24 protein-coding genes and 1 tRNA gene are annotated in these 26,188 nt (G+C 62.0%); 13 read left to right on the plus strand and 12 right to left on the minus strand.

The features are described from left to right. Positions 1-184: 184 nt before the first annotated feature. The 6 genes from V7773_RS02525 to V7773_RS02550 form a co-directional block, all read right to left on the minus strand. A tRNA-Gly gene (locus V7773_RS02525) sits at positions 185-260 on the minus strand. A 63-nt stretch (positions 261-323) separates the two neighbouring features. Then, on the minus strand, positions 324-884 hold the full coding sequence (gene pgsA, locus V7773_RS02530; RefSeq protein WP_018608070.1) for a CDP-diacylglycerol--glycerol-3-phosphate 3-phosphatidyltransferase: 561 nt from the start codon (positions 882-884) through the stop codon (positions 324-326). Positions 885-916: 32 nt separating this feature from the next. Then, a complete protein-coding gene (gene uvrC / locus V7773_RS02535) occupies positions 917-2,740 on the minus strand; it encodes an excinuclease ABC subunit UvrC (RefSeq protein WP_092145661.1) in 1,824 nt (607 codons plus the stop codon). Positions 2,741-2,742: 2 nt separating this feature from the next. Next, the gene (gene gacA / locus V7773_RS02540; protein ID WP_003200277.1) at positions 2,743-3,384 is read right to left on the minus strand and encodes a response regulator transcription factor GacA; all 642 of its coding nucleotides are present in this window, start codon (positions 3,382-3,384) and stop codon (positions 2,743-2,745) included. A 126-nt stretch (positions 3,385-3,510) separates the two neighbouring features. Continuing rightward, on the minus strand, positions 3,511-3,945 hold the full coding sequence (locus V7773_RS02545) for a GNAT family N-acetyltransferase (protein WP_336072202.1): 435 nt from the start codon (positions 3,943-3,945) through the stop codon (positions 3,511-3,513). Positions 3,946-3,952: 7 nt separating this feature from the next. Beyond that, positions 3,953-4,714: a carbon-nitrogen hydrolase family protein gene (locus V7773_RS02550; RefSeq protein ID WP_336072204.1), complete on the minus strand. Its 762-nt coding sequence runs from the start codon at positions 4,712-4,714 to the stop codon at positions 3,953-3,955. Between the two features lie 416 nt (positions 4,715-5,130). Here V7773_RS02550 and V7773_RS02555 point away from each other — a divergent pair, with 416 nt between their 5' ends. Together V7773_RS02555 and V7773_RS02560 are read left to right on the plus strand one after the other, a co-directional pair. After that, positions 5,131-5,283, plus strand: a complete 153-nt coding sequence (locus V7773_RS02555) for a hypothetical protein (protein WP_003200270.1) — start codon at positions 5,131-5,133, stop codon at positions 5,281-5,283. A gap of 47 nt (positions 5,284-5,330) precedes the next feature. Continuing rightward, on the plus strand, positions 5,331-6,401 hold the full coding sequence (locus V7773_RS02560; protein WP_336072207.1) for a 3-deoxy-7-phosphoheptulonate synthase: 1,071 nt from the start codon (positions 5,331-5,333) through the stop codon (positions 6,399-6,401). A 65-nt stretch (positions 6,402-6,466) separates the two neighbouring features. On the opposite strand, the gene V7773_RS02565 is transcribed toward V7773_RS02560, so the two are convergent. Then, on the minus strand, positions 6,467-7,528 hold the full coding sequence (locus V7773_RS02565; protein WP_336072209.1) for a hypothetical protein: 1,062 nt from the start codon (positions 7,526-7,528) through the stop codon (positions 6,467-6,469). A gap of 323 nt (positions 7,529-7,851) precedes the next feature. Between V7773_RS02565 and V7773_RS02570 the strand changes: the two genes are divergently transcribed. From V7773_RS02570 to V7773_RS02595, 6 genes are all read left to right on the plus strand, one after another. After that, on the plus strand, positions 7,852-8,721 hold the full coding sequence (locus tag V7773_RS02570; RefSeq protein ID WP_336072210.1) for an esterase/lipase family protein: 870 nt from the start codon (positions 7,852-7,854) through the stop codon (positions 8,719-8,721). A 96-nt stretch (positions 8,722-8,817) separates the two neighbouring features. After that, positions 8,818-9,099: a peptidylprolyl isomerase gene (locus V7773_RS02575; RefSeq protein WP_003200262.1), complete on the plus strand. Its 282-nt coding sequence runs from the start codon at positions 8,818-8,820 to the stop codon at positions 9,097-9,099. Between the two features lie 204 nt (positions 9,100-9,303). Continuing rightward, the gene (locus V7773_RS02580) at positions 9,304-11,172 is read left to right on the plus strand and encodes an extracellular solute-binding protein (protein ID WP_336072212.1); all 1,869 of its coding nucleotides are present in this window, start codon (positions 9,304-9,306) and stop codon (positions 11,170-11,172) included. Further along, entirely contained in the window at positions 11,172-12,230 is a 1,059-nt protein-coding gene (locus tag V7773_RS02585) for a microcin C ABC transporter permease YejB (RefSeq protein WP_336072214.1), read from the plus strand. Before V7773_RS02580 ends, V7773_RS02585 begins: the two co-directional genes overlap by 1 nt. Next, the gene (locus tag V7773_RS02590) at positions 12,230-13,252 is read left to right on the plus strand and encodes an ABC transporter permease (RefSeq protein ID WP_063321976.1); all 1,023 of its coding nucleotides are present in this window, start codon (positions 12,230-12,232) and stop codon (positions 13,250-13,252) included. Before V7773_RS02585 ends, V7773_RS02590 begins: the two co-directional genes overlap by 1 nt. Positions 13,253-13,278: 26 nt before the next feature. Further along, entirely contained in the window at positions 13,279-14,853 is a 1,575-nt protein-coding gene (locus V7773_RS02595) for an ABC transporter ATP-binding protein (RefSeq protein ID WP_336072317.1), read from the plus strand. 5 nt (positions 14,854-14,858) lie between these two features. On the opposite strand, the gene V7773_RS02600 is transcribed toward V7773_RS02595, so the two are convergent. The 4 genes from V7773_RS02600 to V7773_RS02615 all read right to left on the minus strand — a co-directional run bounded on the left by V7773_RS02600 (position 14,859) and on the right by V7773_RS02615 (position 18,128). Further along, positions 14,859-15,722, minus strand: a complete 864-nt coding sequence (locus V7773_RS02600) for a class I SAM-dependent methyltransferase (RefSeq protein ID WP_336072217.1) — start codon at positions 15,720-15,722, stop codon at positions 14,859-14,861. A 63-nt stretch (positions 15,723-15,785) separates the two neighbouring features. Beyond that, the gene (locus V7773_RS02605) at positions 15,786-16,631 is read right to left on the minus strand and encodes an alpha/beta fold hydrolase (RefSeq protein ID WP_336072219.1); all 846 of its coding nucleotides are present in this window, start codon (positions 16,629-16,631) and stop codon (positions 15,786-15,788) included. 169 nt (positions 16,632-16,800) lie between these two features. Then, complete coding sequence (locus tag V7773_RS02610; RefSeq protein ID WP_063321979.1) at positions 16,801-17,178, minus strand: antibiotic biosynthesis monooxygenase family protein; 378 nt, start codon at positions 17,176-17,178, stop codon at positions 16,801-16,803. A 56-nt stretch (positions 17,179-17,234) separates the two neighbouring features. Beyond that, positions 17,235-18,128, minus strand: coding sequence for an NAD(P)/FAD-dependent oxidoreductase (locus tag V7773_RS02615; RefSeq protein WP_336072222.1), 894 nt, complete (start codon positions 18,126-18,128; stop codon positions 17,235-17,237). A gap of 105 nt (positions 18,129-18,233) precedes the next feature. On the opposite strand from V7773_RS02615, the gene V7773_RS02620 reads away from it, so the two are divergent. From V7773_RS02620 to V7773_RS02640, 5 genes are all read left to right on the plus strand, one after another. Continuing rightward, positions 18,234-18,896, plus strand: coding sequence for a TetR/AcrR family transcriptional regulator (locus V7773_RS02620; RefSeq protein ID WP_336072224.1), 663 nt, complete (start codon positions 18,234-18,236; stop codon positions 18,894-18,896). Beyond that, positions 18,893-20,308 (plus strand): sigma-54 interaction domain-containing protein, encoded by a 1,416-nt coding sequence (locus V7773_RS02625; protein WP_336072226.1) that lies wholly within the window; start codon positions 18,893-18,895, stop codon positions 20,306-20,308. The genes V7773_RS02620 and V7773_RS02625 overlap by 4 nt, the downstream gene beginning before the upstream one ends. Before the next feature lie 301 nt (positions 20,309-20,609). Beyond that, positions 20,610-22,001, plus strand: coding sequence for a GntP family permease (locus tag V7773_RS02630; protein ID WP_336072228.1), 1,392 nt, complete (start codon positions 20,610-20,612; stop codon positions 21,999-22,001). Positions 22,002-22,008: 7 nt separating this feature from the next. After that, positions 22,009-22,785 (plus strand): 3-hydroxybutyrate dehydrogenase, encoded by a 777-nt coding sequence (locus V7773_RS02635; RefSeq protein ID WP_336072230.1) that lies wholly within the window; start codon positions 22,009-22,011, stop codon positions 22,783-22,785. Between the two features lie 190 nt (positions 22,786-22,975). After that, on the plus strand, positions 22,976-24,931 hold the full coding sequence (locus V7773_RS02640) for an acetoacetate--CoA ligase (RefSeq protein WP_336072232.1): 1,956 nt from the start codon (positions 22,976-22,978) through the stop codon (positions 24,929-24,931). A gap of 43 nt (positions 24,932-24,974) precedes the next feature. Here V7773_RS02640 and V7773_RS02645 read toward each other — a convergent pair whose 3' ends face one another. Further along, positions 24,975-26,090, minus strand: a complete 1,116-nt coding sequence (locus V7773_RS02645; protein WP_336072234.1) for a PilT/PilU family type 4a pilus ATPase — start codon at positions 26,088-26,090, stop codon at positions 24,975-24,977. Between the last annotated feature and the right edge of the window lie 98 nt (positions 26,091-26,188).

A 26,188-nucleotide genomic window follows, 5' to 3' on the forward strand; every position in this document is an offset into this window, starting at 1 on the left:
TCGCTACACAATCTGCTCCAGCATTAAACCGATTCAGTGCTCGTCAGAATCCTGGACTCAATTCTGGACTTAAACGCACCGGATAGTGCTGGATTTCAGTGGTTCCCGCTGGAACGAAAAAAGGGCCTAAAGGCCCTGATTTCAATCACTTACAGAATTCAGTGGAACTCTGTAGTGCAATATTTGGAGCGGGAAACGAGACTCGAACTCGCGACCCCGACCTTGGCAAGGTCGTGCTCTACCAACTGAGCTATTCCCGCGTCTTGGTGTGGCGCATTCTATAGATTCAGATTACGCCGTCAACCCTTTGATTCAAAAAAGTTTTATTTCGGCTCTACATCCGTCCGCAGATGCGGCCAGGCGGCGCGCAAGTATTGGACCATTGACCACAACGTCAGCCCAGCGGAAACCAGCAGCAGCGCATAGCCCAACAGCACCCAGAAGCTGAAATCCGACGGGTTGGCCAGCAGGATCACCAGCGCGAGCATCTGCGCCGCGGTTTTCCATTTGCCGAGGTTCGACACGGCGACCTGGGCACGGGCGCCCAGCTCGGCCATCCATTCACGGAGCGCCGAGACGACGATTTCGCGACCAATGATCACCGCCGCCGGCAAGGTCAGCCAGAGGTTGCCGTGTTCCTGCACCAGCAGCACCAGGGCCACCGCGACCATCAGCTTGTCGGCCACCGGATCGAGAAAGGCACCGAACGGCGTGCTCTGCTCAAGGCGTCGGGCCAGGTAACCATCCAGCCAGTCCGTCGCGGCGGCGAAGGCGAAGACCGAGGCGGAGGCCACGTAGCTCCAGTGGTACGGCAAATAGAACAGCAATATGAAGATCGGGATGAGCAGGACGCGTAGGACGGTAATCAGATTTGGGATATTCATCGGCACAACTGGCTACGAGGTTGACGGGCATTCTACTCGCTATGCAGGTTTGCATAAATCGACTCTGCGAGCTTTTTACTGATACCGGGTGCTTTGGCTATCTCCTCGATGCTGGCACGAGACAGTTCCTGCAATCCACCAAAATGTTTCAACAAGTCGCGGCGTCGCGTCGGGCCGACGCCTGCCACACCTTCCAGTGTAGACGTCCGGCGCGTCTTGCCACGGCGGGCACGGTGTCCGGTGATGGCGAAACGGTGGGCTTCGTCGCGAATCTGTTGGATCAGGTGCAGCGCTGGCGAATCGCCCTTGAGGGTGAATTCATGGGCCGCATCGTTCAGGTACAAGGTCTCGAAGCCGGCCTTGCGCGTCGCGCCCTTGGCCACGCCCAGCAGGATCAGGTCCGGGACCATCAACTCATTGAGCACATCGCGGGCCATGGACAACTGGCCTTTGCCGCCATCCACCAGGAGGATGTCCGGCAACTTGCCCTCCCCGTCCTTCAGCTTGCCGAAGCGCCGCATCAACGCCTGATGCATCGCCGCATAGTCATCGCCCGGCGTGACGCCTTCGATGTTGTAACGGCGGTAGTCGGACTTGATCGGGCCTTCCGGACCGAACACCACGCAGGACGCCACGGTCGCCTCGCCGCTGGAATGGCTGATGTCATAGCACTCCAGCCGCTGCGGCGGCTCGTCCAGGTTCAGCACTTCGGCCAAGGCATCGAACCGCGCCGCCACGTGTTGGCGGTTGGCCAAGCGTGCGCCCAGGGCCTGTTCGGCGTTGGTCACGGCCAGTTGCTGCCAACGGGCACGGGTACCGCGAACACGGTGGCTGATGGTCAGTTCACGACCACGGAGCTTGTCGATGGCTTCGATCAGGGCCGGGAAGTCCTCATGGACCACGTTGACGATCAGCTCGGCAGGCAAGTCGCGTTCCGGACTGCTGATGTAGTACTGGCCCAGAAACGCCGCCATGACCTCGGACACGTCTTCCTCGATGCCCACTTGAGGAAAGAAGTTCTTGCTGCCCAGCACCCGACCGCCGCGCACACTGATCAAGTGCACGCAGGCGCCGCCCGGGTTGATGAACGCGGCAACCACATCGACATCGCCGCTGCCACCTTCCATGCTTTGCTGGTCTTGCACGCGGCGCAGCAGGCCGATCTGGTCGCGCAGCTCGGCGGCCCGTTCGAATTCAAGGTTGACCGCCGCGTCCTCCATGGCTGCCGACAGCTCATCGGTCAGCGCATTGCTGCGCCCCTCCAGGAACATCACCGAGTGACGCACATCCTCGGCGTAGACCTGCGGCTCTACAAAGCCCACGCAAGGCGCCTTGCAGCGCTTGATCTGGTACTGCAGGCAGGGCCGGGTGCGGTTCTTGTAGTAGCTGTCTTCACACTGGCGAACGAAGAAGGTCTTCTGCAGCAGGCTGAGGCTTTCACGAATCGCCCCGGCGCTGGGATAAGGGCCGAAATACCTGCCCTTGGCCTTCTTGGCCCCCCGATGAATGCTCAGGCGCGGAAACGCCCCGTCGGACAGAAACACGTAGGGGTAGGATTTGTCGTCGCGCAACAGGATGTTGTACGGCGGGCGCCATTCCTTGATCAGCGTCTGCTCAAGCAGCAGGGCCTCGGTTTCATTGGCGGTGATCGTCGTTTCGATTTGCGCGATGCGCCCCACCAGGGCAGAGGTCTTCGGGGCGAGGCCGGTCTTGCGAAAGTAACTGGCCAGGCGTTTCTTGAGGTTCTTGGCCTTGCCGACATAAAGCAGGCGTGCGTCGCCATCGAACATGCGGTACACGCCGGGGCGACCGCTGCAAGTGGACAGGAACGCGCTCGGATCAAACAAATCAGTCATTTTCAGGCGCTGGCATCGACCATGCCGTGGCGCACCGCCAACAGTGTCAATTCGACGTCACTGCTGATCGAAAGCTTCTCGAAGATACGATAGCGGTAGGTGTTGACGGTTTTTGGCGACAGGCACAGCTTGTCGGAGATGATCTGCACCTTCTGGCAACCGACAATCATCAGCGCAATCTGGATTTCCCGCTCCGACAGCGCATCGAAGGGAGAATCGTTGGTTGGCTGGAACGACTTGATCGCCAATTGCTGAGCGATTTGCGGGCTGATGTAGCGTTGCCCGGCAAAAACCAGACGAATGGCCTGGACCATCTCGTTCAAGCCAGCACCCTTGGTGAGGTAGCCCGCCGCGCCCGCCTGCAACAGCCGGGTGGGAAACGGATCCTCTTCGCATACGGTCACCGCGACCACCTTGATGTCCGGGTGACTGCGCAGCAGTTTGCGCGTGGCCTCAAGGCCGCCGATGCCAGGCATCTTGACGTCCATCAACACCACGTCGGGCTTCAATTCGCGCGCTTTGATCAGGGATTCTTCCCCGGATTCAGCTTGGCCAACTACCTGCAGGCCATCGATGTCAGCCAGCATTCGTGTAATGCCCGTACGGACGAGATCATGGTCATCGACCACTAACACCCTAATCAAGCAGACACCTCACGATTTGGTCTTATTTGGGTTGCACAACACCTTAGCAAAAAGCGTCCGGCAGACCTAGCGCAAAGGAACAGATAAAAGTTACAACACATCTTTATTGGCACAACGTCCGAGGCTTCAAGCACCGGCGTCTCGCTGCATCCTCAGGAAATATTCGTCTTCGCCCACGACGCGCAGGCCCATGCGTTCGTACAACGCCCTGGCCGGATTGTCCTTGAACACCGTCAGGCGCAGCGCCGGGCGACGCTCCAGGCCCACCAAGCCCCAAACCTGTCCGATCGCCCAGGTTCCAGCGCCCTGCCCACGAAACGCCTCGTCGATCTGCAGCTCCCGGATATACAACGCCCGGGCGTCACGACTGAGACTGACAAAGCCCAGAGCCTGACCGGCACGACTGATTATCCAGTTCTGGCGAATGATCCAGGCCACGTCGAACGCTTCGTCCTGCCAGAGCAAATCATGCTTGAGGTAATAAGCAAGCATGTTGTCGCAGGTCAGCTGCCGGGCGAAGTCGATGTCCCCTGCCGTTGCCGCACGCCACTCGAAGCTCATGAACACCTCATCCAAGCACTGCCACCGGCACGACTTGTCCTGCCCAGCGGTTGACTTCGCGGCGGGCGATCACCAACAGCTCGCCCGCGCCGGGCGCTGCCGCGAGCAGCGAACCGTCCGGCCCCCAGATCGCACTGCGACCAGCCGATTCCCAGCCTCCGGTGGCGCCGCCATGATTGGCCATCAGCACGGTCATGGCATGCTGCCGGGCATATCCTTGCAGCAATGCCGTATCGGACACATAGCCAGCCTCGGTGATCAACACCCCCGCCGCATAGAGCGTAGCGCCCTGCCCAGCTGCCGCGGCAGAATGGCTGGCGTGGGAAAAATCGGCGCATACCGCCAGGGCGATGCAATCCTGCCCCATCGCCAGTATCGAGCCACCATGCCCCGGGGCGAAGGCGACTTCTTCCCCAGGGTGCAGATGCTGCTTGCTGTACACCCCGAGGGAACCGTCAGCGCCGAGGACCAACGCACCGATCAACACCGGGGCGTCCGCCGACAGGCGAATCGGCATGCCCACCACCGCTGTCAGGCCGAGCTCGCGGGCCAAGTCGCGCAGCGGTTGCAATATGGCATCCTCCGGCAGGATGGCCAGATCCGCCGCCAGGCCGCCTTCGTAGCCGGTGAGTGACAGCTCAGGAAACACTAGCAACTGCACGCCCTGTTCAGCGGCCGCCTGCATGAAATGCTGATGACGCAGCAGGTTGGCGCGAACGTCCCCCGCGATGGAGATCGACTGGGCGGCGGCGAAGGCTGGAGCGGTCATGGATCATCCTTGGGAGGCGCTGCAAACCTGAAGTTTGTCATAAAGCCCAGCGGACTCAAGCCGGGACGAACAATTGCATGCCCTCGATAGAATTTTCTGATTGAACCGCCGCCCCGCCCTCTAGTAAGCTCAGGGCCATTCATCGGAGACAGACCATGTTCAACGCCCTCTCACCGCGTAACACCGCCAGCGCTTCGCGCTCGGTTGTGGCTGCCTGGGCGAACAGTGTTCAAACTCCGGTCAGCTTTTATTTTGGGTATTGGTTTAGCCACTGGCGCGCCTGATACCCAACCGGCGCCCACTTTAAACGGGTCGCCTTCCAGAGTTTTCCAAACCCCCGGTCGGCCTCCCGACCGGGGGTTTTGTTTTTTCAGGCCCCACACATTTGCGACACCAGACAACTTGAGGATTGAGCCATGAACTACGCCACTTATTACCGTTACGACAGTTTTTCCGCCTGGCGATTTACCAGCCACCGCTCGGGACAGCCTGCCGCCTCCGATCGGTCACCTACCGGTGGCAAGCCTCAATTGCGGGCCAATCCGGCCAATTGTCGAACACCCCACTAGGACCGGCGCGCGGGAATGAACCCGCTGCCCGTCCAGGAAGCCAGATCATGAATTCGTCCGTCTCCGCTTTGCCGCTGTCCACGCTCAACCCTGCCAACGAGGCCCTGACCCTGCGTCTGCCGAGCTCGTTGCAACTCAAGCACCAATTACCGCTCAGCAACGCGTTGAGCCAGCAAGTGAGCGCCCATCGCCAGGCCATCCGCGCGATCCTCGACGGTGAGGACTCCCGCCTGCTGGTCATCGTCGGCCCCTGCTCGATACACGACCCGAAATCAGCCCTTGAATACGCCGCCAACCTGGCTCGCGTGGCCCATGAAGTGAACGACAGCATGCTGCTGGTCATGCGCGCCTACGTGGAAAAGCCCCGCACGACCGTAGGCTGGAAAGGCCTGGCCTACGATCCTGGCCTGGATGGCAGCGATGACATGGCCGCGGGCCTGGCCTTGTCCCGGGAACTGATGCGAGAGATGTTGCAGCTTGGTTTACCTGTCGCCACCGAACTGCTGCAACCCATGGCCGCCAGCTACTTCGATGACCTGCTCAGTTGGGTCGCCATCGGCGCACGCACCACCGAATCGCAGATCCATCGGGAAATGGCCAGCGGCCTGGGCATGCCCGTGGGGTTCAAGAACGGCACCGACGGCGGGGTCGGCATCGCCTGCGATGCCATGCGTTCTGCCGCCCATCCCCATCGGCATTTCGGCGTAGACAGCCAGGGGCATCCGGCGATCATCCAGACGCCAGGCAACCCCGACACCCACCTGGTGCTGCGCGGTGGTCATCGCGGGCCGAACTACGACCAACAGAGCGTCACGCAAATACACCACGACCTGACCCGCCTCAAGATACCGGCCCGGATCATGGTGGACTGCAGCCACGCCAACAGCGGCAAAGACCCGTTGCGCCAGCCACAGGTGTTCAATGACGTGCTGGAACAACGCCTGCAAGGCAACCGCGCCCTGATCGGCATGATGCTCGAAAGCCATCTGTTCGAAGGCTGCCAACCGCTGGGCCCATCGATGCGCTACGGCGTCTCGGTGACCGACGGCTGCCTGGGCTGGGAGTCCACCGAATTGCTGCTGCGCGAAGCCCATCGCAAGCTGCAATTGCCAGCCTGAGCCCCGAACGCGCCGTCCCCTGGAGCCAGGGGCGGCGCTCCCACAGAGGTTGTGCCGGGCTTCGCTCAGCCTGGCGCGCTGGAACGCACCCGGACCGTCACCCACTCGGAACGCTGGCTGACGTCATCCAGACGCTCGACCTGATAGAACACGCCCACCGACCTGTCGCGTTGATCCTGCCAATACACCGCAGGAATCAAAAAAGCGAGCGGTTGGCCTGCCGTGGCCTCGGTGATTTCACGTTCACGCACATAAGACGAGTTTCCGTTGCACTGCAACCAGACCAGCTCGCCCGCCTCAAGCCCGGGATCATCGATGACAATCGTCACCCCCTCTTGCAAATCGTCGACATCCAGCCACCCGTCGTTCATCTTCCGAATCCTGGGCGCCTTCAACGCAGGACGCAGCAGAGGACCGATGTGCAACGACAAGGGCTCGGCGCGGCGCACCGAATGTCCACGCCTGACGACATAGGCCAAGGCCAGGTCGTGCCCTACATGGGGAGCGATCAGCGAATGATCGATCCAGAGCGACATTTCACGACCGACAGCATGGGCTTCTATCTCCAGCACATCGCGCCAAAGCGCGTTGGAGTCCTTGCTGGCCGTCAGGATCAATCGATCGCCGACCGCCATCCTGGCGTAGGGCCGAATCGTCACCCACGTTCCATCGGGCACCCGACTTGGATCAAGGCTGCCACCGACCGCATCGTTGGCAACGGCAGGCAGCAGTCGCGGCGATACATCGCCGATGTCCAGTTGCAGGTGTTGCGAAACCAGGATGGCCGGCAACTGTTTGCCCGTCACCTGGTAGGAGAGCTCCAGCGAGCCACCGTCCAACTCGGCGATGTGCGGTTCGCGCACGACGAACACGACGTCGCGCCCTACTTGCCGCTCCGTGACGAACCCGGCCACCTCATGTCGATAAGGCTCTCCCTCGTTGTTGAGCCCATGCCAACGCAGCAGCACCTCATCCCCGCACGCCATCATGGGATAAGGCTTGACGGTAACGACGGCCTTGCGCCAAGCGGGGTCGATCACCCCGTCCCTGGCCGCTGCCAGGACCGGTGGCGGCAGCCTTGCTCCTGAAGTTGAACGGGATCGTTGAAGAGAGGGGTAAGTGATCATGTGCAGGCTCCAGTCCTTGGATGAAGGCACCGTTTGCATAACGGCGCTCGATGGAGCCATTAAAACCTGCTCGCGGCAAACGCACAGCCAGACAAGGCGACAACGGCGGTGGTCCCTGGCGCTCAAAGCTGTAGCTGCAAACGACTCCGGTTATAGGAGACCTCCTACACCTTTAGCCAGCGCCGGGCTATTTCCCATTCTTCCCACTTTTTCTATTCCGGTTTCCCTGGGTCAGCGCGGTTTCTTCCTACACCGCCCATTACAGGCCTGGATTAGAGTGAAGTCGCAAATTCATCGTGAACCTCTTCGAAAAAGGTACGAACATGCAACGGAATGCAACCACTCAATTCCCCATCCTGTTGGTCCATGGGTTGTTCGGGTTTGACAAGATCGGCGGCTTCGAACTTTTCCATGGCATCAAACAAGCCCTACGCGCAGGCGGTGCCCGGGTGTTCATCCCGCACCTGTCGGCCTCCCATTGCAACGAGGCCAGGGGCGAACAACTACTGGCGCAAATCGATCGGGTCCTGGCTGGCACTGGTGCCGCCCGGGTCAACCTGATCGGCCACAGCCAGGGTGCACTGGCCGCCCGGTATGCCGCTGCGCTGGCACCCGACAAAGTTGCCTCGGTCACGTCGGTCAGCGGCCCCAACCATGGTTCCGAACTGGCCGACTTCCTGCGCAAGGCCCTGACCCCCGGGCGTTTGCCAGGGCATGTGGCAAGAGGCGTCGCCACACTGTTCGTCGATTTCATCTCGCGGCTTGACGGGCAGGCGCAGCTATCGCCCAGCGCCGTCGCGGCGCTGGCAACGTTGACCACTGAGGCCGTGGGCGCCTTCAACGACAAATACCCCCAAGGCCTGCCGAAGAGCTGGGGCGGGAACGGCCCGGACCGGGTCAATGGCGTGCGCTACTACTCATGGAGCGGTACGTTGCGCGAGGCTACGGGGGAAGCATCAGAGCCTTTGCAGGGTTTCTGCCGCGCCTTTTCCGACTATTTCATCACCGAAGCCGAGCAGAACGACGGCCTGGTCGGACGCTTCAGTTCGCACCTGGGCAAGGTCATTCGCTCCGACTATCCAATGGACCATATGGAGGCCATCAGCCCAGGAGTCGGCACATCACGCAAGGGTACAGCCCCCACAGAACTTTACCTGCGCCACGCCGAGCGCCTGCGCAAAGCCGGCCTTTGATCGCCGGGTCCAAGGTTTTGACGCAATTTTGACAACAACCCGTTCATGAATCCGGTAGGCTCAACACCTTTAAATACAGCGAAAGGAATTTCCCCCATGGCCAAAGCCACTGCCCGCCACATCCTGGTTTCCACCGAAGACAAGTGCAACGAACTCAAGGCCCAGATCGAAGCCGGCGCCGATTTCGCCGAAGTGGCCAAGGCCAACTCCTCCTGCCCGTCCAGCCGTCAGGGCGGCGACCTGGGTTCGTTCGGCCCGGGCCAGATGGTCAAGGAATTCGACACCGTGGTATTCAGTGCCCCGATCAATGTGGTCCAGGGCCCGGTCAAGACCCAATTCGGCTACCACCTGCTGGAAGTCACCAGCCGCCAGGACTGATTACGGAGTAGAGACCGTCCACTCAAGGGTGGTGTGATTCATTGTGGTGAGGGAGCTTGCTCCCGCTGGACTGCGAAGCGGGCCCAACCATTGGCGGCTGCTGCGCACCCGAGCGGGAGCAAGCTCCCTCGCCACAGGGGCTGGCGATCCAGGCGCCGCTCGCGTACAACTCGTGTCATCGATCACCCGGCTTTAAGGCTGACAATGCGACTGGCGTTCCCTTCCCTGCTATTGACTGCCGTGGTCCTGCTGACAGGCGCCGTCGGCGTCGATGCAGCACCGCAACATGCCCTGACCGTCTATGGCGAACCGGCCAAATATGCCGAAGGTTTCGGCCACTTCGCCTACACCAATCCCCAGGCCCCCAAAGGCGGGACCATGCGCCGCTCGGCCATCGAGATCGGCCACTTCGACCATATCTTGCCCTACATCGACAAAGGCATCGGCGTCAGCCAGATCGACGGGCTGCTCTACTCGCCACTGGCCCAGCGCTCGCTGGATGAGCCCTATACCGTCTATGGCCTGGTGGCGCAGAAAATGGAGCGGGCCGACGATGGCCTGTCGCTGCGCTTCTACCTGAACCCCAAGGCCCGCTTCGCCGATGGCAAGCCCATCACCGCCCAGGACGTGCGCTTCAGCTTCGAGCTGTTGATGACCCAAGGCAGCCTGCGCTATCGCACCCAGTTCGCGGCGGTCAAGGACGTCGTGATCGAGGACGAACGCACCGTGCGCTTCAACTTCAAGAACAACGAAAGCCGCACCCTGCCCCTGGACATCGCCACCTTGCCGGTCTTTCCCGAACATTGGTGGAAGACCCGCGATTTCGCTAACGGCGGCGGCTACGAGCCCCCGCTGGGCAGTGGCCCCTACCGGGTAAGCAAAGTCGATTCCGGGCGCAGCATTACCTTCAAACGTAATGCCGATTGGTGGGGCAAGGATCTGCCGGTCAGTCGCGGCCTCTACAATTTCGACCATTTCAGCATCGAGTATTTTGGCGACACCGATGTGGCCCGCCAGGTGCTGCGTGGTGGCGCCTATGACTACAATCGCGAGTTCTCCGCCACCGGCTATGCCATCGGCTATGACAGCCCGGCCCTGCACGACGGTCGCCTGCAAAAGGCTCACCTGGCCACCCAGGCGCCCCAGACCGCCCAGGGTTTCGTCTTCAACCTGCAAAAACCGCAGTTCCAGGACCGTCGTGTGCGCCAGGCCCTGGCGATGCTCTGGGATTTCGAATGGAGCAATCGCCAGATGATGCGCAACGTCTATGTGCGTCAGCAGAGTTACTTTTCCAACACTGACCTCGCCGCTCGAGAACTGCCCGATGCCGGCGAACTGGCGATCCTCGAGCCGTTGCGCGGACAGATTCCCGACGAAGTCTTCACCCAAGTCTTCCAGGCCCCGAAAACCGACGGCAGTGGCGTGATCCGCGACAAACAACTGCAAGCCCTCGCCTTGTTGGAACAGGCCGGCTGGAAACCCGACGGCGACCGCCTGGTGAATGCCGAGGGCGAGCCGCTGAGCTTCACCTTCCTGAACAGCCAGAACGGTATCGACCGCCTGCTGCTGCCCTACAAACGGACCCTGGCGCAAATCGGCATCGACATGAGCATTCGCCGCATCGACGCCTCCCAGTACGTCAATCGCCTGATGAGTCGCGACTATGACATGATCATCACCGGCTACCCCGTCAGCACCTCGCCGGGCATGGAACTCTACAATTACTTCGGTTCAGCGGCCGCCAATGATCCAGGGGCCAACAACTACATGGCCTTGAAGGACCCGGCGGTGGACGCGCTGATCGACGGCTTGGTCAAGGCCAGCACCCAAGCCGACATGCTGCGCCATGCCCACGCCCTGGACCGGGTGCTGCAATGGAATTACTACTGGATTCCCAATTATTACCCGCCGGGCAGCTCGACCGTGTGGTGGAACCGCTTCGGCATCCCGAAAGTGCAGGCCAGCAATGACGAAGCCATCGAGAGCTGGTGGGAAGTGAGCACCACTCCGCTGACCAACGAGCAGATGCGCGCCGAACTCATCAAGCGTGGCACACCCGGAGGGCGGCATTGATGTGGGCCTATATTGCGCGGCGCCTGCTGCTGATCATCCCCACGCTGGTGATTATCCTGCTGGTGAACTTCGTCATCGTGCAGGCCGCACCCGGCGGGCCGGTGGAACAGGCCATCGCCCACCTGCAAGGCATCGGCGGCGCCAGCGTCGGCGGTTCAGGCAATACCATGACCAACAGCTCCCGCGCCAGTCGCGGCCTGGATCCGCAACTGATCAAGGACATCGAGAAACAATACGGCTTCGATAAACCGGCCCATGAACGTCTGTGGCTGATGCTCAGCAGCTATGCCCGCCTCGACTTCGGCAAGAGTTTCTTCCGCGGCGCGACGGTTACCGACCTGATCCTGGAAAAGATGCCAGTGACCATTTCCCTTGGGCTCTGGGCAACATTGATCACCTATCTGGTGTCGATCCCCCTGGGCATCCGCAAGGCGGTGCATCACGGCTCGGCATTCGATGTGTGGAGCAGCACGGCGATCATCATTGGCTATGCGATGCCGGCGTTCCTCTTCGCGATGTTCCTGATCGTGGTGTTTGCCGGCGGTACGTCGTTGAACTGGTTTCCGGTGCGCGGGCTGGTGTCGGATAACTTCGAGTCACTGTCGACACTGGGCAAGATCGCCGACTACTTCTGGCACTTGGTGCTGCCGGTCACGTCGCTGGTGATCGGCGGCTTCGCCACCCTGACGATCCTGACCAAGAACTCGTTCCTCAATGAAATCACCCGCCAGTACGTGGTCACCGCGCGAGCCAAGGGCATGAGCGAACGCCGGGTGCTGTACGGCCACGTGTTCCGCAACGCGATGCTGCTGGTGGTATCGGGTATTCCCCAGGCGTTCATCAGCGTGTTCTTCGCCGGTTCCCTGCTGATCGAGGTGATTTTTTCCCTCGACGGCCTGGGACGCATGAGCTACGAGGCCGCAGTCTCCCGGGATTATCCGGTGGTGTTCGGCTCGTTGTTCATCTTTACGCTGTTCGGCCTGCTGATCAAACTCGTCGGCGACCTCTGCTACACCCTGGTGGACCCGCGCATCGACTTCTCCGCGAGGAACGCCTGATGTTCAAGTTTTCCCCCTTGGGCCGTCGGCGCTTCGAGCGTTTCAAGAAAAACCGTCGGGGCTGGTGGTCGCTGTGGCTGTTCATCGGTTTGTTCATCCTGACGTTGGGCGGTGAACTGATCGCCAATGACAAACCGCTGGTGGTGAGCTACCAGGGCTCGCTGTATTTCCCGGTGTTCAAACGCCATACCGAGCAGGAATTTGGTGGGCAGTTGCCGTTCCAGGCCGACTACCGCAGCAGCTACGTGCAGAACCTGATCCACAAGGACGGCGGCTGGCTGTGGTTCCCACCGATCCCGTTCAGCGACGACACACCTAATTACGACCTCAACCAACCGGCCCCGAGCCCACCCTCGACCGTGAACTGGCTGGGCACCGATGACCAATCCCGGGACGTGCTGGCCCGGGTGATCTTCGGTGCGCGAGTGTCGATCCTGTTCGCCCTGGCACTGACCGCCATCAGCACGCTGATCGGTATCGCCGCCGGTGCGTTGCAGGGGTATTACGGTGGTTGGGTGGATTTGCTCGGGCAACGCTTGCTGGAAGTCTGGTCCGGGCTGCCGGTGCTCTACCTGTTGATCATCCTGTCCGGCTTCGTGGAGCCGAACTTCTGGTGGCTGCTGGGGATCATGGCGCTGTTTTCCTGGCTGGCCCTGGTGGACGTGGTCCGTGCCGAGTTCCTGCGCGGGCGCAACCTGGAATACGTCAAGGCGGCCAGGGCCCTGGGGCTCAGTGATCGCAAGGTGATCATGCGGCATATCCTGCCCAACGCGATGAACGCCACCCTGAGTTACTTGCCCTTCATCCTCACCGGGGCGATCTCGACCCTCACCGCCCTGGATTTCCTCGGCTTCGGCATGCCGGCCGGCAGCGCGTCGCTGGGGGAACTGATCGCCCAAGGCAAGCAAAACCTGCAAGCGCCGTGGCTGGGGCTGACGGCATTTTTCACCCTGGCCCTGATTCTTTCCCTGTTGGTGTTTATCGGCGAGGCGTTGCGAGACGCGTTCGACCCACGCTCTTGAAAACAGCCATGAAGCGAAACCTTGAGATGAGCGACAACCTGATCGAAATCCGCGACTTGAGCGTGGCCTTCAACGACCAGACGGTGGTACGCAACCTGTGCCTGGACATCCGCCCCGGCGAGTGCCTGGCCCTGGTGGGCGAGTCCGGCTCCGGCAAGTCAGTGACGGCCCACTCGATCCTGCAATTGCTCCCCGAGACAGAAGCCCACACCACCGGCAGCATTCGCTACCGCGGCCAGGAGCTGGTGGGGGCCGACACCCAGGCCCTGCGGGAGTTGCGCGGCAATCGCATCGCGATGATCTTCCAGGAGCCGATGACCTCGCTGAACCCGCTGCACAGCGTCGAGAAGCAGATTGGTGAAACCCTGATGCTGCACCGGGGCCTGGGCGGCAAAGCGGCGCGCCAGCGCATTCTGGAACTGCTGGCCCTGGTGGGCATCCAGAAACCCGCCGAGCGGCTCAAGGCCTATCCCCACCAACTGTCCGGCGGCCAGCGGCAACGAGTGATGATCGCCATGGCGCTAGCCTGCGAGCCGGAGCTGTTGATCGCCGACGAACCGACCACCGCGCTGGACGTGACCGTGCAGCGCAAGATCCTGCTGCTGCTCAAGTCCTTGCAGCAACGGCTCGGCATGTCCTTGCTGCTGATCAGTCACGACCTCAATCTGGTGCGCAGCATTGCCCAACGTGTGTGTGTGATGAAGGCCGGGGAAATCGTCGAGCAGGCGCCGTGCGAAACCCTGTTCAGCGCACCAAAACATCCCTACAGCTGCGAGCTGCTGCACGCCGAACCGGAAGGCGAGGCCCTGCCCCGGGACGAACGCGAAAACGTGTTGCAGGTGCAGGACCTGCGCGTGAGTTTCCCCCTGGGCGGCGGGCTGTTCCGGCGCAAGGAATACTTGCGCGCCGTGGACGGTATCAGCCTGAGCATCCAGCGCGGCAAGACCCTGGGCATCGTCGGCGAATCCGGCTCCGGTAAGTCCACTCTCGGCCAGGCGATCCTGCGCCTGATCGAGTCCGAAGGCAGCATCCGCTTCCAGGGCCAGACCCTCGATCATCTGTCGCAAAAAGCCCTGCGACCGTGGCGCAAGCAGATGCAGGTGGTGTTCCAGGACCCGTTCGGCAGCCTCAGCCCGCGCATGTCAGTGCAGCAGATCATCAGCGAGGGCCTGGAGGTCCACCAGCCTTCCAGCCCCGAACAGTGTGAAGCCCGAGTGATCCAGGCCCTCAAGGAGGTCGGCCTCGACCCTTCGACCCGTCATCGCTACCCCCACGAGTTCTCCGGCGGCCAGCGCCAGCGCATCGCCATTGCCCGGGCCCTGGTGCTCAAGCCTGCGTTGATTTTGCTGGACGAACCCACCTCGGCACTGGACCGCACCGTGCAGAAACAAGTCGTCGCCCTGCTCCGTCAGCTCCAACAGAAGTACGACTTGACCTACCTGTTCATCAGCCACGACCTGGCGGTGGTCCGCGCCCTGGCCCACGACATGATCGTGATCAAGGACGGCAAGGTGGTCGAGCAAGGCGCCAGTCATGACGTGTTCGATTCGCCCCAGCATCCCTATACCAAGGAGCTGTTGGCGGCGGCGCATCCCGGGTAATCCTGTCAGCTTGCAGGATTGCGTGCCGTGACGATCCACGCCGCGCCGTCGATCATCACCGACCGCTCACCAGGGAGGCCCGCGAAGGCGGCACGAACCGCGGCCCAGGCGCGGGCGCGGATGTCGTCGGACTGATCAGCCAACACAAGCGACAATGGGCCGCCCTCGAACGCCATCTTCACCGCGTCGTCGATCGCCGCGTCCCGCGTCCCGCCCTCGCCGAACGGGATAGAAGCATCGAAGGGCGTGATAGCGATATCGGTGAAGCCGGCCGCCGTCAGGATGCGTGTCACCCGCCCACGGTCGCCGAACGAGAACGGACCGGGTGCTTCGGGACCGGGCGGCGCGGGTAGCGGGACGATGTCCTTGATCGCGCCCATCGGCAGGCGTAGCCAATCGTTCTCGGCCACGCCGCGCCAGCAGACGAAAGCGACCCGCCCGCCCGACCGGAGCGCGCGTCGCATATGGGTGAAGGCCCCTGTCGGATCGTCGAAGAACATGACTCCGAAGCGCGAAAACAGGATGTCGAACGCGCCCTCGGGCAGCTCGGCGCTGCTGGCGTCGGCTACCTGGAACTGGGCCGGCGTATCCTGTGGCGCCAGTGCGCGCGCTCGGCCGATCAGCGGTTCGGATATGTCCACACCCAGCACATGGCCGCCCGCACCGACGCGGCCAGCCAGTTCCAGACTCGACGCGCCCGCGCCGCAGCCGACGTCCAGCACGCGTTCGCCCATGGTGGGCGCGGCGGCTTCGATCGCGGCCTGGCCGAATACCGCAAACATGGCGTCGAGCCGGGCCTGGTTGGCGGCCCAGTACTCACCGCTTTGGCCATTCCAGTCGGCGACCTGATAGGCTTTTTGCTCTGTCATGACATCTCCTCGTTTTGATTCGTTCTTAACCAGCTACCCTTTGATCGAGGCAAGGAAAGGACGCTACCTGGCCCATGCCGCGATCCGCTCCGCGATCACCTCAGGGGCCTCGATGTGCAGGAAGTGACCGACGCCGGGGACGACCTCCATCGTGTGCGGGGCGGCGAACCGATGTCGGTCGTCGACCTGCGCGGGGAGGATGCAGCCGTCGTTGGCACCGTGAAGCTGCAACAGGGGCACCGTGATCGGCTGAGACATGCGGCGCGTCGCACCAATCATGCCGGGGCGCAGCATCGCCCGGTAATACTTTAAGGGCGCGGGCATGCTCTTGCGCAGATGCTCGTGTAGCTCTGCCTTGAGAGCGGGATCGAGCGAGAAGCCGGGCGACCACTGACGCCAGAGGCGGTCGATGAAGGCAAGATCGCGGGCGGTGGCGATCCAGCCGCTTCCAGGCAGTTGAAAGAGCCCCATGTACGAGCTCCGGCGCAGTTGAGCGGGGTGCGTCAGCCGGCTCATGAACGTGAGTGGATGAGGGATTGCGAGCGCGACCGCGCGTTCGATCCGCTCCGGCGCGGTGACGCAGGCGTCATAGGTGATCAGGGCGCCCCAGTCGTGACCAATCAACTCCACGGCTCGCCCCGGAGACCAGCGGTCGATCAGCGCGAGCACGTCGCCGGTGAGGGCTGCGAAGTCGAACGGACCCGCGGTCGGGGACGGTGAGTAACCGCGAAGCCAGGGTGCGATGACGTGACGGCCACGGCGGCCGAGCTCAGCAAGGAAGGGCTTCGCGGTCGGCGGATGATCCGGGAAACCGTGCAAGACGATCGTCGGTTGACCATCGGGATCCCCCCCCTTCAGCGCATGAAAGGTGCCGTGTGGCAGGTCGAAAGTGACGTGTTCGAACTCCATGTGTTTCAGCCTTTTTTCAAGAGTGGTCGGGCGAGAATGCTGATGCTGGCTTCGGTTTTTCTGGTCTTGGACATGTGCGCCTTCATGCTCATCTCCAATCTGTGCTCTCAAGCCGGCATCGACTGCTGGGAGAAGGTATCCACCATCGCGCCTTGCCATATTTCTGGAGTCAGGCCGTGCAAAAGCCGGGGACGGCAACCTTCTGGAACAAATGCGGGGTGGCGACGACGGATGGCGGATAGGCCGAAACCTTCGCGACGAATTCGGGACGAGCGAAGGCATCGCGCAGCGTCTCGGTGGACTCCCACACCACATAGTTCAGGAACGTCGGGCTGTCACCGATCGCTCGGTGCAATTGGGTGGAGATGAAGCCCGGCTGCTTCTTCAGGGTTTCGCCTGCCGCCTTGAAGGCGTCCAGGAAGCCCGCTTCGTCGGCGGAACCGACCGTGAATATGTTGATAAGTACGATTGGCGCGGCCGAGATGCCGAGTTGGCGCTCAAGCGGGAATTTATCGTCTAGCGGCTTGAATTTCTTCAGGACTTCCATGGTGGCACTCGCTTCTGTTGTGAAATTGAAATTGGCGTGATCGATGCCGCTTGCTCTCAAACCAGCATCGACTGCTGGGCGGAGATGCCCGCCGTCGCGCCTTGCCATGATGCTGTGGTGACCGAGGGCATTGCGGGGTTGGCGAGGTCGCCGGCGGCGTAGATGCCGGGCACGCTGGTTTCGCGGCGCTCGTCGACCTTGAGGACAATGCCCTGGGGCGTATCGACCGTGGCGAGACCCAGCGATTCATGCAGGCGTGCGGACGGCTTGTTGCGCGGATGCGCGAACAGGATGTCGACCGCGACAGAGGGGCCGGCGTCGAGCCTGACGGTGGCGTTATGGCTCTCGTCATGGTCGATTTCGGTGACCCGGCCATCGACGACAGGGATGCCACGGCGCGCCAGATCGGCCCGGATATCGGGTGAAATGTCGTGACCATTGGCGAAGACCGTCAACGTGTCAGTCCAATCGTGGTACAGCCTGACGTAGTTGTGCGACATTGGGCCGGACCAGACGAGGCCCCAATGCCGACCGGCAACTTCAAAGCCGTCGCAATAGGGGCAAGGCACGATGGAGGAGCCCCAGCCTTCGGCAAAGCCGGAAAGTTCAGGCATCTGGTCGACGACGCCATAGCTCAGGATCAGACGGCGCGCCCTGAGGGTTTTGCCCTCGCTCGTGAGGACGGAGAAATCGTCGATGGCGCCGGAGATGCTCTCGGCCCGGGCATTGACCAGCTGGATCGTGGGATAGCGTGCCAACTGCTGCCGCGCCTCGGCCAGGATCTCCAGCGGTGGCTTGTGGTCGTGGCCGAGCAGGCCATGGGAGTGGTCGGCGAAGCGATTGCGCGGCAGGCCGGTATCGAGAACGGTGACCTTGCGGCGGGCACGGCCGAGCTGCAGGGCGGCGGCAAGCCCGGCAAAGCTGCCGCCGATGATGATGACGTCATTCATGTTGATGGGCTCCGTACTGTGGAGGGAAGAGATTGGTTTGTACTTTAAGATACTTTGAAGTACCATAATTCAAGAATTAGAATACTGTCAAGTACTGGAATTTTTATGACCGAAAACAGCCAGGCCCGTCGCGGCCGGCCCGCCAACGAGGCGCTTGGCCAAACTATAGTCGACGCTGCGGGCGAACTTTTTGTGGAGTTGGGTTTTCAAGCGACGACCATGGACAAGGTCGCCCAGCGGGCGAAGATCTCCAAGCTCAGCATCTATCGGCACTTCGAGAACAAGGAGGCGCTGTTCAGTGCGGCCATCGCGGCCCACTGCCATCAATTTGCACCGCAGGCCCTTATTGAAGGCGTCGGAGGTTCGGCGGCAGATCAGCTCATGGCGGTGGGAACATCCCTGCTTCGCACCTTGTTGAGCGCGGACGTGCGCAGTGTCGAAGCCATGATCATGGCCGACAAGACCAATCAAAAGTCGTTAAGCAAGCGCCAATACGAAGCCGGCCCCGCCTATGTCATCGCCCAGATTGAGGCCCTGTTGCGTCAGTTGCACGCGAAGGCGGTTCTGAACGTGCCCGACCCCCTGGGATCCGCCCGCTTGTTTGCCGCGCTTTTCAAAGGATCCGATCTCCTGATAATCGCGCGCTTCGATGAGGCCAGAGCAGAGGACGACAACGAAATCGAATCCTATTGCCGGTCGGCCGTCGCCATGTTCATCGCCGCGCACGGTGGCGACGACAAACCCCCTCTCCCTGGAAATGCCCGATGAACCCCACCGAAAGCCTCAAGGATTACAAGCGCGTGCGCACGCTGGCGATCCGTTCGTTGTTCGAGATCATCGAGCAGTCCAGCGAAGGCACAGTGATTGTCGACCGTGATGCGAACATCGTCTGGATGAACGAACGCTACGCCCGGCGTTTCGGCCTGAACTCGGCGCAGGAGGCGATTGGCCGGGCGTGCGAAAGCGTGATTCCCGGCAGCCTGTTGCGCGAGGTTGTGCGCACCGGGCGCCCGATCCTGCTGGACATGCAGGACACGCCCAAGGAACCCCTGGTGGTGATGCGCCTACCGATCCACGACAGCGCGGGTGCGGTGATCGGTGCCATCGGCTTTGCCTTGTTCGATGAGTTGCGCAGCCTGTCGCCGATGCTCAAGCGCTACCTGAGCATGCAGGAAGAGCTGGCCTCCACCCGCTCGCTGCTGCGGGCGCGGCAGACCAAGTACAACTTTGCCCATTTCATTGGCACCAGCAACGCCGGCCTTGAGGTCAAGCGTCGTGCCCGGCGCAGCGCCAGCGCCGATTCGCCGGTGCTGCTGCTCGGCGAAACCGGCACCGGCAAGGAACTGCTGGCCCAGGCCATCCACAGTGCTTCGCCGCGGGCGCACAAGGCGTTCGTCAGCATCAACAGCGCGGCGATTCCTGAATCGCTGCTGGAAGCCGAATTCTTCGGCACCGCGCCAGGGGCGTTTACCGGGGCCGACCGCAAGGGCCGCGCCGGTAAACTGCAGATCGCCCAGGGCGGTACGCTTTTCCTCGACGAGATCGGCGACATGCCGCTGCCGCTGCAAAGCAAGCTGCTGCGGGTGCTTCAGGAAAAGGAATACGAACCGGTGGGTTCCAACGAGGTGCTGCAAAGCGACGTGCGGGTGATCGCCGCCACCTCCATGGACCTGGAGGCGGCGATCAAGCGCGGAGAGTTTCGCGCCGACCTGTATTACCGCCTCAACGTGCTGCCGATCCACGTTCCGCCCTTGCGTGAACGCCTGGATGATTTGCCGGCCCTGAGCGAAGCGATCCTGGAAGAGTTGCGCAGCCAGCACGAACTGAACCCCACCGCCCTCGCCCTGCTACGCCAACACGCCTGGCCGGGCAACATCCGCGAACTGCGCAACGTGCTGGAACGCGCCGCGTTGCTCAGCGACGACCTGATGCTCACGGCGGCGGACATCCGCACGGCCATCGGCACGTTCATACCGGTAACCCGCCCGGCGAGTCCGAGCCTGGAACCGTTGCCGCAAGAAACTTTCAGCCAGGCCCGGGCACGCTTCGACCGACAGTTGATCGAAACCACCCTCGCGCAATGCGGGGGCAAGGTGGTGGAAGCGGCCGAGCGGTTGGGGTTGGGGAGGTCGACGTTGTACAAGAAGATGGTGGCTCTGGGGATTGCAGAGTCTCAATAGAGAGACTTCATTCTCAAAATATAGACTTGTGGTTTTGGAGCGCTTTGCACTCATCGCGAGCAAGCTCGCTCCCACAGGGATAGGAGTTCTTCTGAAGCACGCGGTCAACTGTGGGAGCGAGCTTGCTCGCGATGAGGCCTGCACACTCCACAAAATTCTCAAAACAGAGACATACCTCTCATTCGCGCCCTACAACCTCAATTAATTTCCTTATATTTCAGTCAGTTACATACCTGGCACAAAACTCGCTAACGCCCTCCTCACGGCTTCATCACAACAATAACAATCCAGGAGACACACCATGAGTGTGATCATTGCCTTGGCAGCCCTCGCGCTGCTGATGGTCGCCGCCTACCGTGGCTACAGCGTTATCCTCTTTGCCCCCATCGCCGCCCTCGGTGCCGTCCTGCTCACCGACCCGTCTGCCGTCGCCCCCGCATTCACCGGGGTGTTCATGGAGAAAATGGTCGGCTTCATCAAACTGTATTTCCCGGTGTTCCTGCTCGGCGCGGTGTTTGGCAAGCTGATCGAGCTGTCGGGGTTCTCCCGCTCCATCGTCGCCGCGGCGATTCGTCTGCTGGGGACGCGCCAGGCCATGCTGGTGATCGTGCTGGTCTGCGCCTTGCTCACCTATGGCGGCGTGTCGCTGTTCGTGGTGGTGTTCGCGGTCTACCCGTTCGCCGCCGAGATGTTCCGCCAGAGCAATATTCCCAAGCGCTTGATCCCGGCCACCATCGCCCTCGGCGCGTTCTCGTTCACCATGGACGCCCTGCCCGGCACGCCGCAGATCCAGAACATCATCCCCAGCACGTTCTTCAACACCACCGCCTGGGCCGCACCTTGGCTGGGTGTGATCGGTACGCTCTTCGTATTCAGCCTCGGCATGCTGTTCCTGCAGCGCCAGCGCAACAAGGCCCAGCGTGTGGGCGAAGGTTACGGCACCGAACTGCGCAACGAACCGGAAACCGCCGAAGACATCAAGCTGCCCAACCCCTGGATCGCCGTTTCGCCACTGCTGGCGGTGGGCATCATGAACCTGCTGTTCACCCAATGGATCCCACAGTGGTACGGCAAGACCCACAGCCTGGCGCTGCCGGGCATGGCGACGCCAGTGACCAGCGACATCGCCAAGCTCACCGCGATCTGGGCAGTGCAGGCGGCGTTGCTGGTGGGCATCATCATGGTCCTGCTGTTCGGCTTCCGGGCCATTCGCAGCAAGCTGGCCGAAGGCAGCAAGAGCGCCGTGGGCGGTGCATTGCTGGCGGCAATGAACACCGCTTCGGAATACGGTTTCGGCGCGGTCATCGCCTCCTTGCCAGGCTTCCTGGTACTGGCCGACTGGCTCAAGAGCATTCCCAACCCACTGGTCAACGAAGCGGTGACGGTCACGCTGCTGGCGGGCATCACCGGTTCCGCCTCGGGCGGCATGAGCATCGCTTTGGCGGCGATGTCGGAAAGTTTCATCAGCGCCGCCCACGCCGCCAACATTCCCCTGGAAGTGCTGCACCGGGTGGCCGCCATGGCCAGCGGCGGCATGGACACCCTGCCCCACAACGGCGCGGTGATTACTCTGCTGGCGGTGACCGGGCTGACCCACCGCGAAGCCTACAAAGACATTTTCTGCATTACGCTGATCAAGACCCTCGCGGTGTTCTTCGTGATCGGTGTGTTCTACGCCACTGGCATTGTGTGAGGTTCGTATGACAACCACTCTTTCGGGCAAGACCGCCCTGGTCACCGGCTCTACCAGCGGCATCGGCCTGGGCATCGCCCTGAGCCTGGCCAAGGCCGGCGCCCACCTGATCCTCAACGGCTTTGGCGATGCTTCGGCGGTGATCGCCGAGGTGAAACAGTTCGGCGGCAAGGTCGGTCATCATCCGGCCGATGTCAGCGACCCGGCGCAGATCGCCGACATGCTCGCCTACGCCGAGCGCGAGTTCGGCGGCGTTGACATTCTGGTGAACAACGCCGGGATCCAGCACGTGGCCGCCGTGGAAGATTTCCCCGTGGAGCGCTGGGACTCGATCATCGCCATCAACCTGTCCTCGGTGTTCCACGCCACCCGCCTGAGCCTGCCGGGCATGCGCGCCAAAGGCTGGGGGCGGATCATCAACGTCGCCTCGGTGCATGGCCAGGTCGGCTCGGTGGGCAAGGCGGCGTATGTCGCGGCCAAGCATGGGGTGATTGGCCTGACCAAGGTGGTTGGCCTGGAAACCGCCACCAGCAACGTGACCTGCAACGCCATCTGCCCGGGCTGGGTGCTGACGCCACTGGTGCAAAAGCAAATCGATGATCGCATTGCCGCCGGCGTCGATCCGCAACAGGCCCAGCATGACCTGTTGGCCGAGAAACAGCCGTCCCTGGAATTCGTCACCCCGCCGCAACTGGGGGAACTGGTGTTGTTCCTGTGCAGCGAAGCCGGCAGCCAGGTACGCGGCGCGGCGTGGAATATTGATGGTGGGTGGCTGGCTCAATAACCCCACAATCCTCTGGCAAACGCGGTTTTGTGGCGAGGGAGCTTGCTCCCGCTGGACTGCGCAGCAGGCCCATTAGGCGGCCGCTACGCAACCGAGCGGGAGCAAGCTCCCTCGCCACAGAAGCGGTTCTCGCCATAAATAACGCCTTGTGCTGCAATGTTTATAAGCCCGAAAAAACAAGAGGCACCCCATGTCCGACATCCTCTGGCAACCCAGCCCCGAACGCATCGCCCAGTCGCGCATGAACGCCTTTCGCCAGTTCGTCAACGCGCGACATCACCAGCAACTGCACGACTACCCGGCCCTGCATGCCTGGAGCATCGACCAGCGCGAAGCCTTCTGGCAGGCCATTGTCGATTTTTTCGAGATTCGCTTTCACCAAGCGCCCGACGCGGTACTGGTGGAGGGTGCGCAAATGCCCAGCGCCCAGTGGTTCCCTGGCGCCACCCTGAACTTCGCCGAGCACCTGCTACGCCGCCGCGATGATGCCGTCGCGGTGGTGGCGCTCGACGAAAACGGCAGCCAGGAACGACTGACCTGGGCCGAACTCGCCGCCCATGTCGCTGGCCTGCAAAAAAGCCTGCAAGCCGCTGGCGTCAGCCAGGGCGACCGGGTGGCCGCGTGCATGCCCAACACCTGGCAGACCCTGGTCGGCATGCTCGCCACCACCAGCCTGGGGGCCATCTGGTCGTGCTCGTCACCGGACTTCGGCACCCAAGGGGTCATCGACCGGTTCGGCCAGATCGAACCCAAGGTGCTGATCACCTGCGCCGGTTATCGCTACGCGGGCAAGGTCATCGACCAGCGAACCAAGGTCAACGAAATCCTTGAACGTTTGCCGTCATTGCAGCAATTGATCGTACTGCCTTATGCCCTGCCTGACGCCCGCGTCGAGGACTTCAAGACCCCGGCCGCTGTCGCGTTGTGGAACGAGTTTTATCAAAGCGGTGGCGAACCGGCGTTCGTCAGCGTGCCCTTCGACCACCCGCTGTACATCCTGTATTCCAGCGGCACGACCGGCGTGCCGAAATGCATCGTCCATGGCACCGGGGGCGTGCTGCTGCAACACGTCAAGGAACATGGCCTGCACGTCGACCTCGGGCCCGAGGATCGGCTGTTCTACTACACCACCTGCGGCTGGATGATGTGGAACTGGCTGGTGTCGGCCCTCGCCGTGGGCAGCACGGTGGTGCTCTACGATGGTTCGCCGTTCCACCCCGGTCCCGAGCGCTTGCTGGACCTGATCGACCAACAGCACATCAGCGTATTCGGCACCAGCCCCAAGTTCCTAGCCGCCTTGGAAAGCGAGGGCCTCAAGCCCCGCCAGACGCACCGTTTGGACAGCCTGCAAACCCTGCTCTCCACCGGTTCGGCACTGGCGCCCCATAGCTACGATTATGTGTACCGCGACATCAAGGCCGATGTCTGCCTGGCCTCGATGTCCGGCGGCACCGACATTGTGTCCTGCTTCGTCAACGGCAACCCGCTGTCACCGGTGCGCCGGGGCGAAATGCAGGGCAAGAGCCTGGGCATGGCCGTGCAGGTCTGGAACGAGGCCGGCAATCCGGTCATCGGTGAAAAAGGTGAGTTGGTGTGCACCCGGCATTTCCCGGCGATGCCCATTGGTTTGTGGAACGACCCTCGGCAGGAAAAGCTTCGCGCCTCCTACTTCGCCCAGTTTCCCGGCGTGTGGGCCCAAGGCGACTACGCCGAAGAACTGCCCCAGGGCGGTTTCCTGATCCATGGCCGCTCCGATGCCGTGCTCAACCCAGGCGGCGTGCGCATCGGCACGGCGGAAATCTATCGGCAGGTGGAAAAAGTCGAGCAAGTGCTGGACTGCGTCGCCATCGGCCAGCGATGGCAGGGCGATGTCAGGGTGGTGCTGTTCGTGCGCCTGCGCGATGGCGTGACGCTGGATGAAGCCTTGGCGCAACAGATCCGCCAGGTCATCCGGGCCAACACCACACCGCGTCATGTGCCGGCGAAGATCCTCGCGGTCAGTGATATTCCACGAACCATCAGCGGCAAGGTGGTGGAGTTGGCGGTGCGCAACGTGGTGCATGGCGAGGCGGTGAAGAACACCGATGCCCTGGCCAACCCCGAGGCGTTGGAGCAGTTTCGGGATCGGCCGGAGCTTGCCGACTGAGCGCAACAGGCAGTTTTGTGGCAAGGGGCGGTCCCCGACACGATCAGTCCATAAGCCCCCACTCACCCGCCGCCGGATCGACCGGTGGCACCGTGCCCGACTCGGTATGCAATTTCAACCGCAACCGCAGGTTGTTCGCCGAGTCGGCATTTTTCAGCGCTTCTTCCTCATCGATGGCGCCTTCGACCACCAGGTTGAACAGCGCGTGATCAAAGGTTTGCATCCCCAGCTCCTCTGACTTCTCCATGATGCCCTTGAGCTCGCCGAGCTCGTTGCGCCGGATCAGGTCGGCCACCGTCGGCGAACCCAGCATGACCTCCACCGCCGCCCGCCGCTGGCCGGTGCGGGTGCGCACCAGGCGTTGGGAAACGAACGCCTTGAGGTTGTTACCCAGGTCGTTCAACAACTGCGGCCGGCGCTCTTCCGGGAAGAAATTGATCACCCGATCCAGGGCCTGGTTGGCGTTATGGGCATGCAAGGTGGAAATCACCAGGTGCCCGGTGTCGGCGAAGGCCAAGGCATGCTCCATGGTTTCCCGATCACGGATTTCGCCGATCAGCACCACGTCCGGCGCCTGACGCAGCGTGTTTTTCAGGGCCGCATGAAAACTGCGGGTGTCGACACCGACTTCCCGTTGATTGATGATGGATTTCTTGTGCCGATGGATATACTCCACCGGGTCCTCGATGGTGATGATGTGGCCGCTGCTGTTGCGATTGCGGTAATCGATCAGCGCCGCCAGGGAGGTCGACTTGCCCGAGCCTGTCGCACCGACGAACAGCATCAACCCCTGTTTCTGCATGATGGTGTCTAAAAGCACTCGAGGCAGTTTCAGGTCTTCGAAGCGCGGGATGTCCAGCTTGACGTTGCGAATCACCATGGACACGTCATTGCGCTGCTTGAAGATATTGACCCGGAACCGCCCGACGCCGGCCAGGGAGATCGCCAGATTCATTTCCAACTCCCGATCGAACTCAAGGCGCTGTTCGGCGTCCATCAGAGACCCGGCGAGCCTGGCAATGTCGCCGACCTTGAACGCCTCGTTACCCAAGGGTTTGAGCACCCCCTCGAAACGCGCGCACGGCGGCGCCCCCGTGGACATGTAAAGGTCGGAACCATTCTGGCTCGCCAGGATTCGCAACAACGGATCGATTTCCATGGACTGAAACTTCCGCGAGACACCAATGAAACAAGCTGAGCCGAACATGAACCTCTTCAGACCCACCTGCACTTACGTTCCTCAAAGGATAGTAGACG

It is taken from the genome of Pseudomonas sp. 3JA (assembly GCF_036961705.1).
GTDB lineage: Bacteria > Pseudomonadota > Gammaproteobacteria > Pseudomonadales > Pseudomonadaceae > Aquipseudomonas > Aquipseudomonas fluorescens_Q.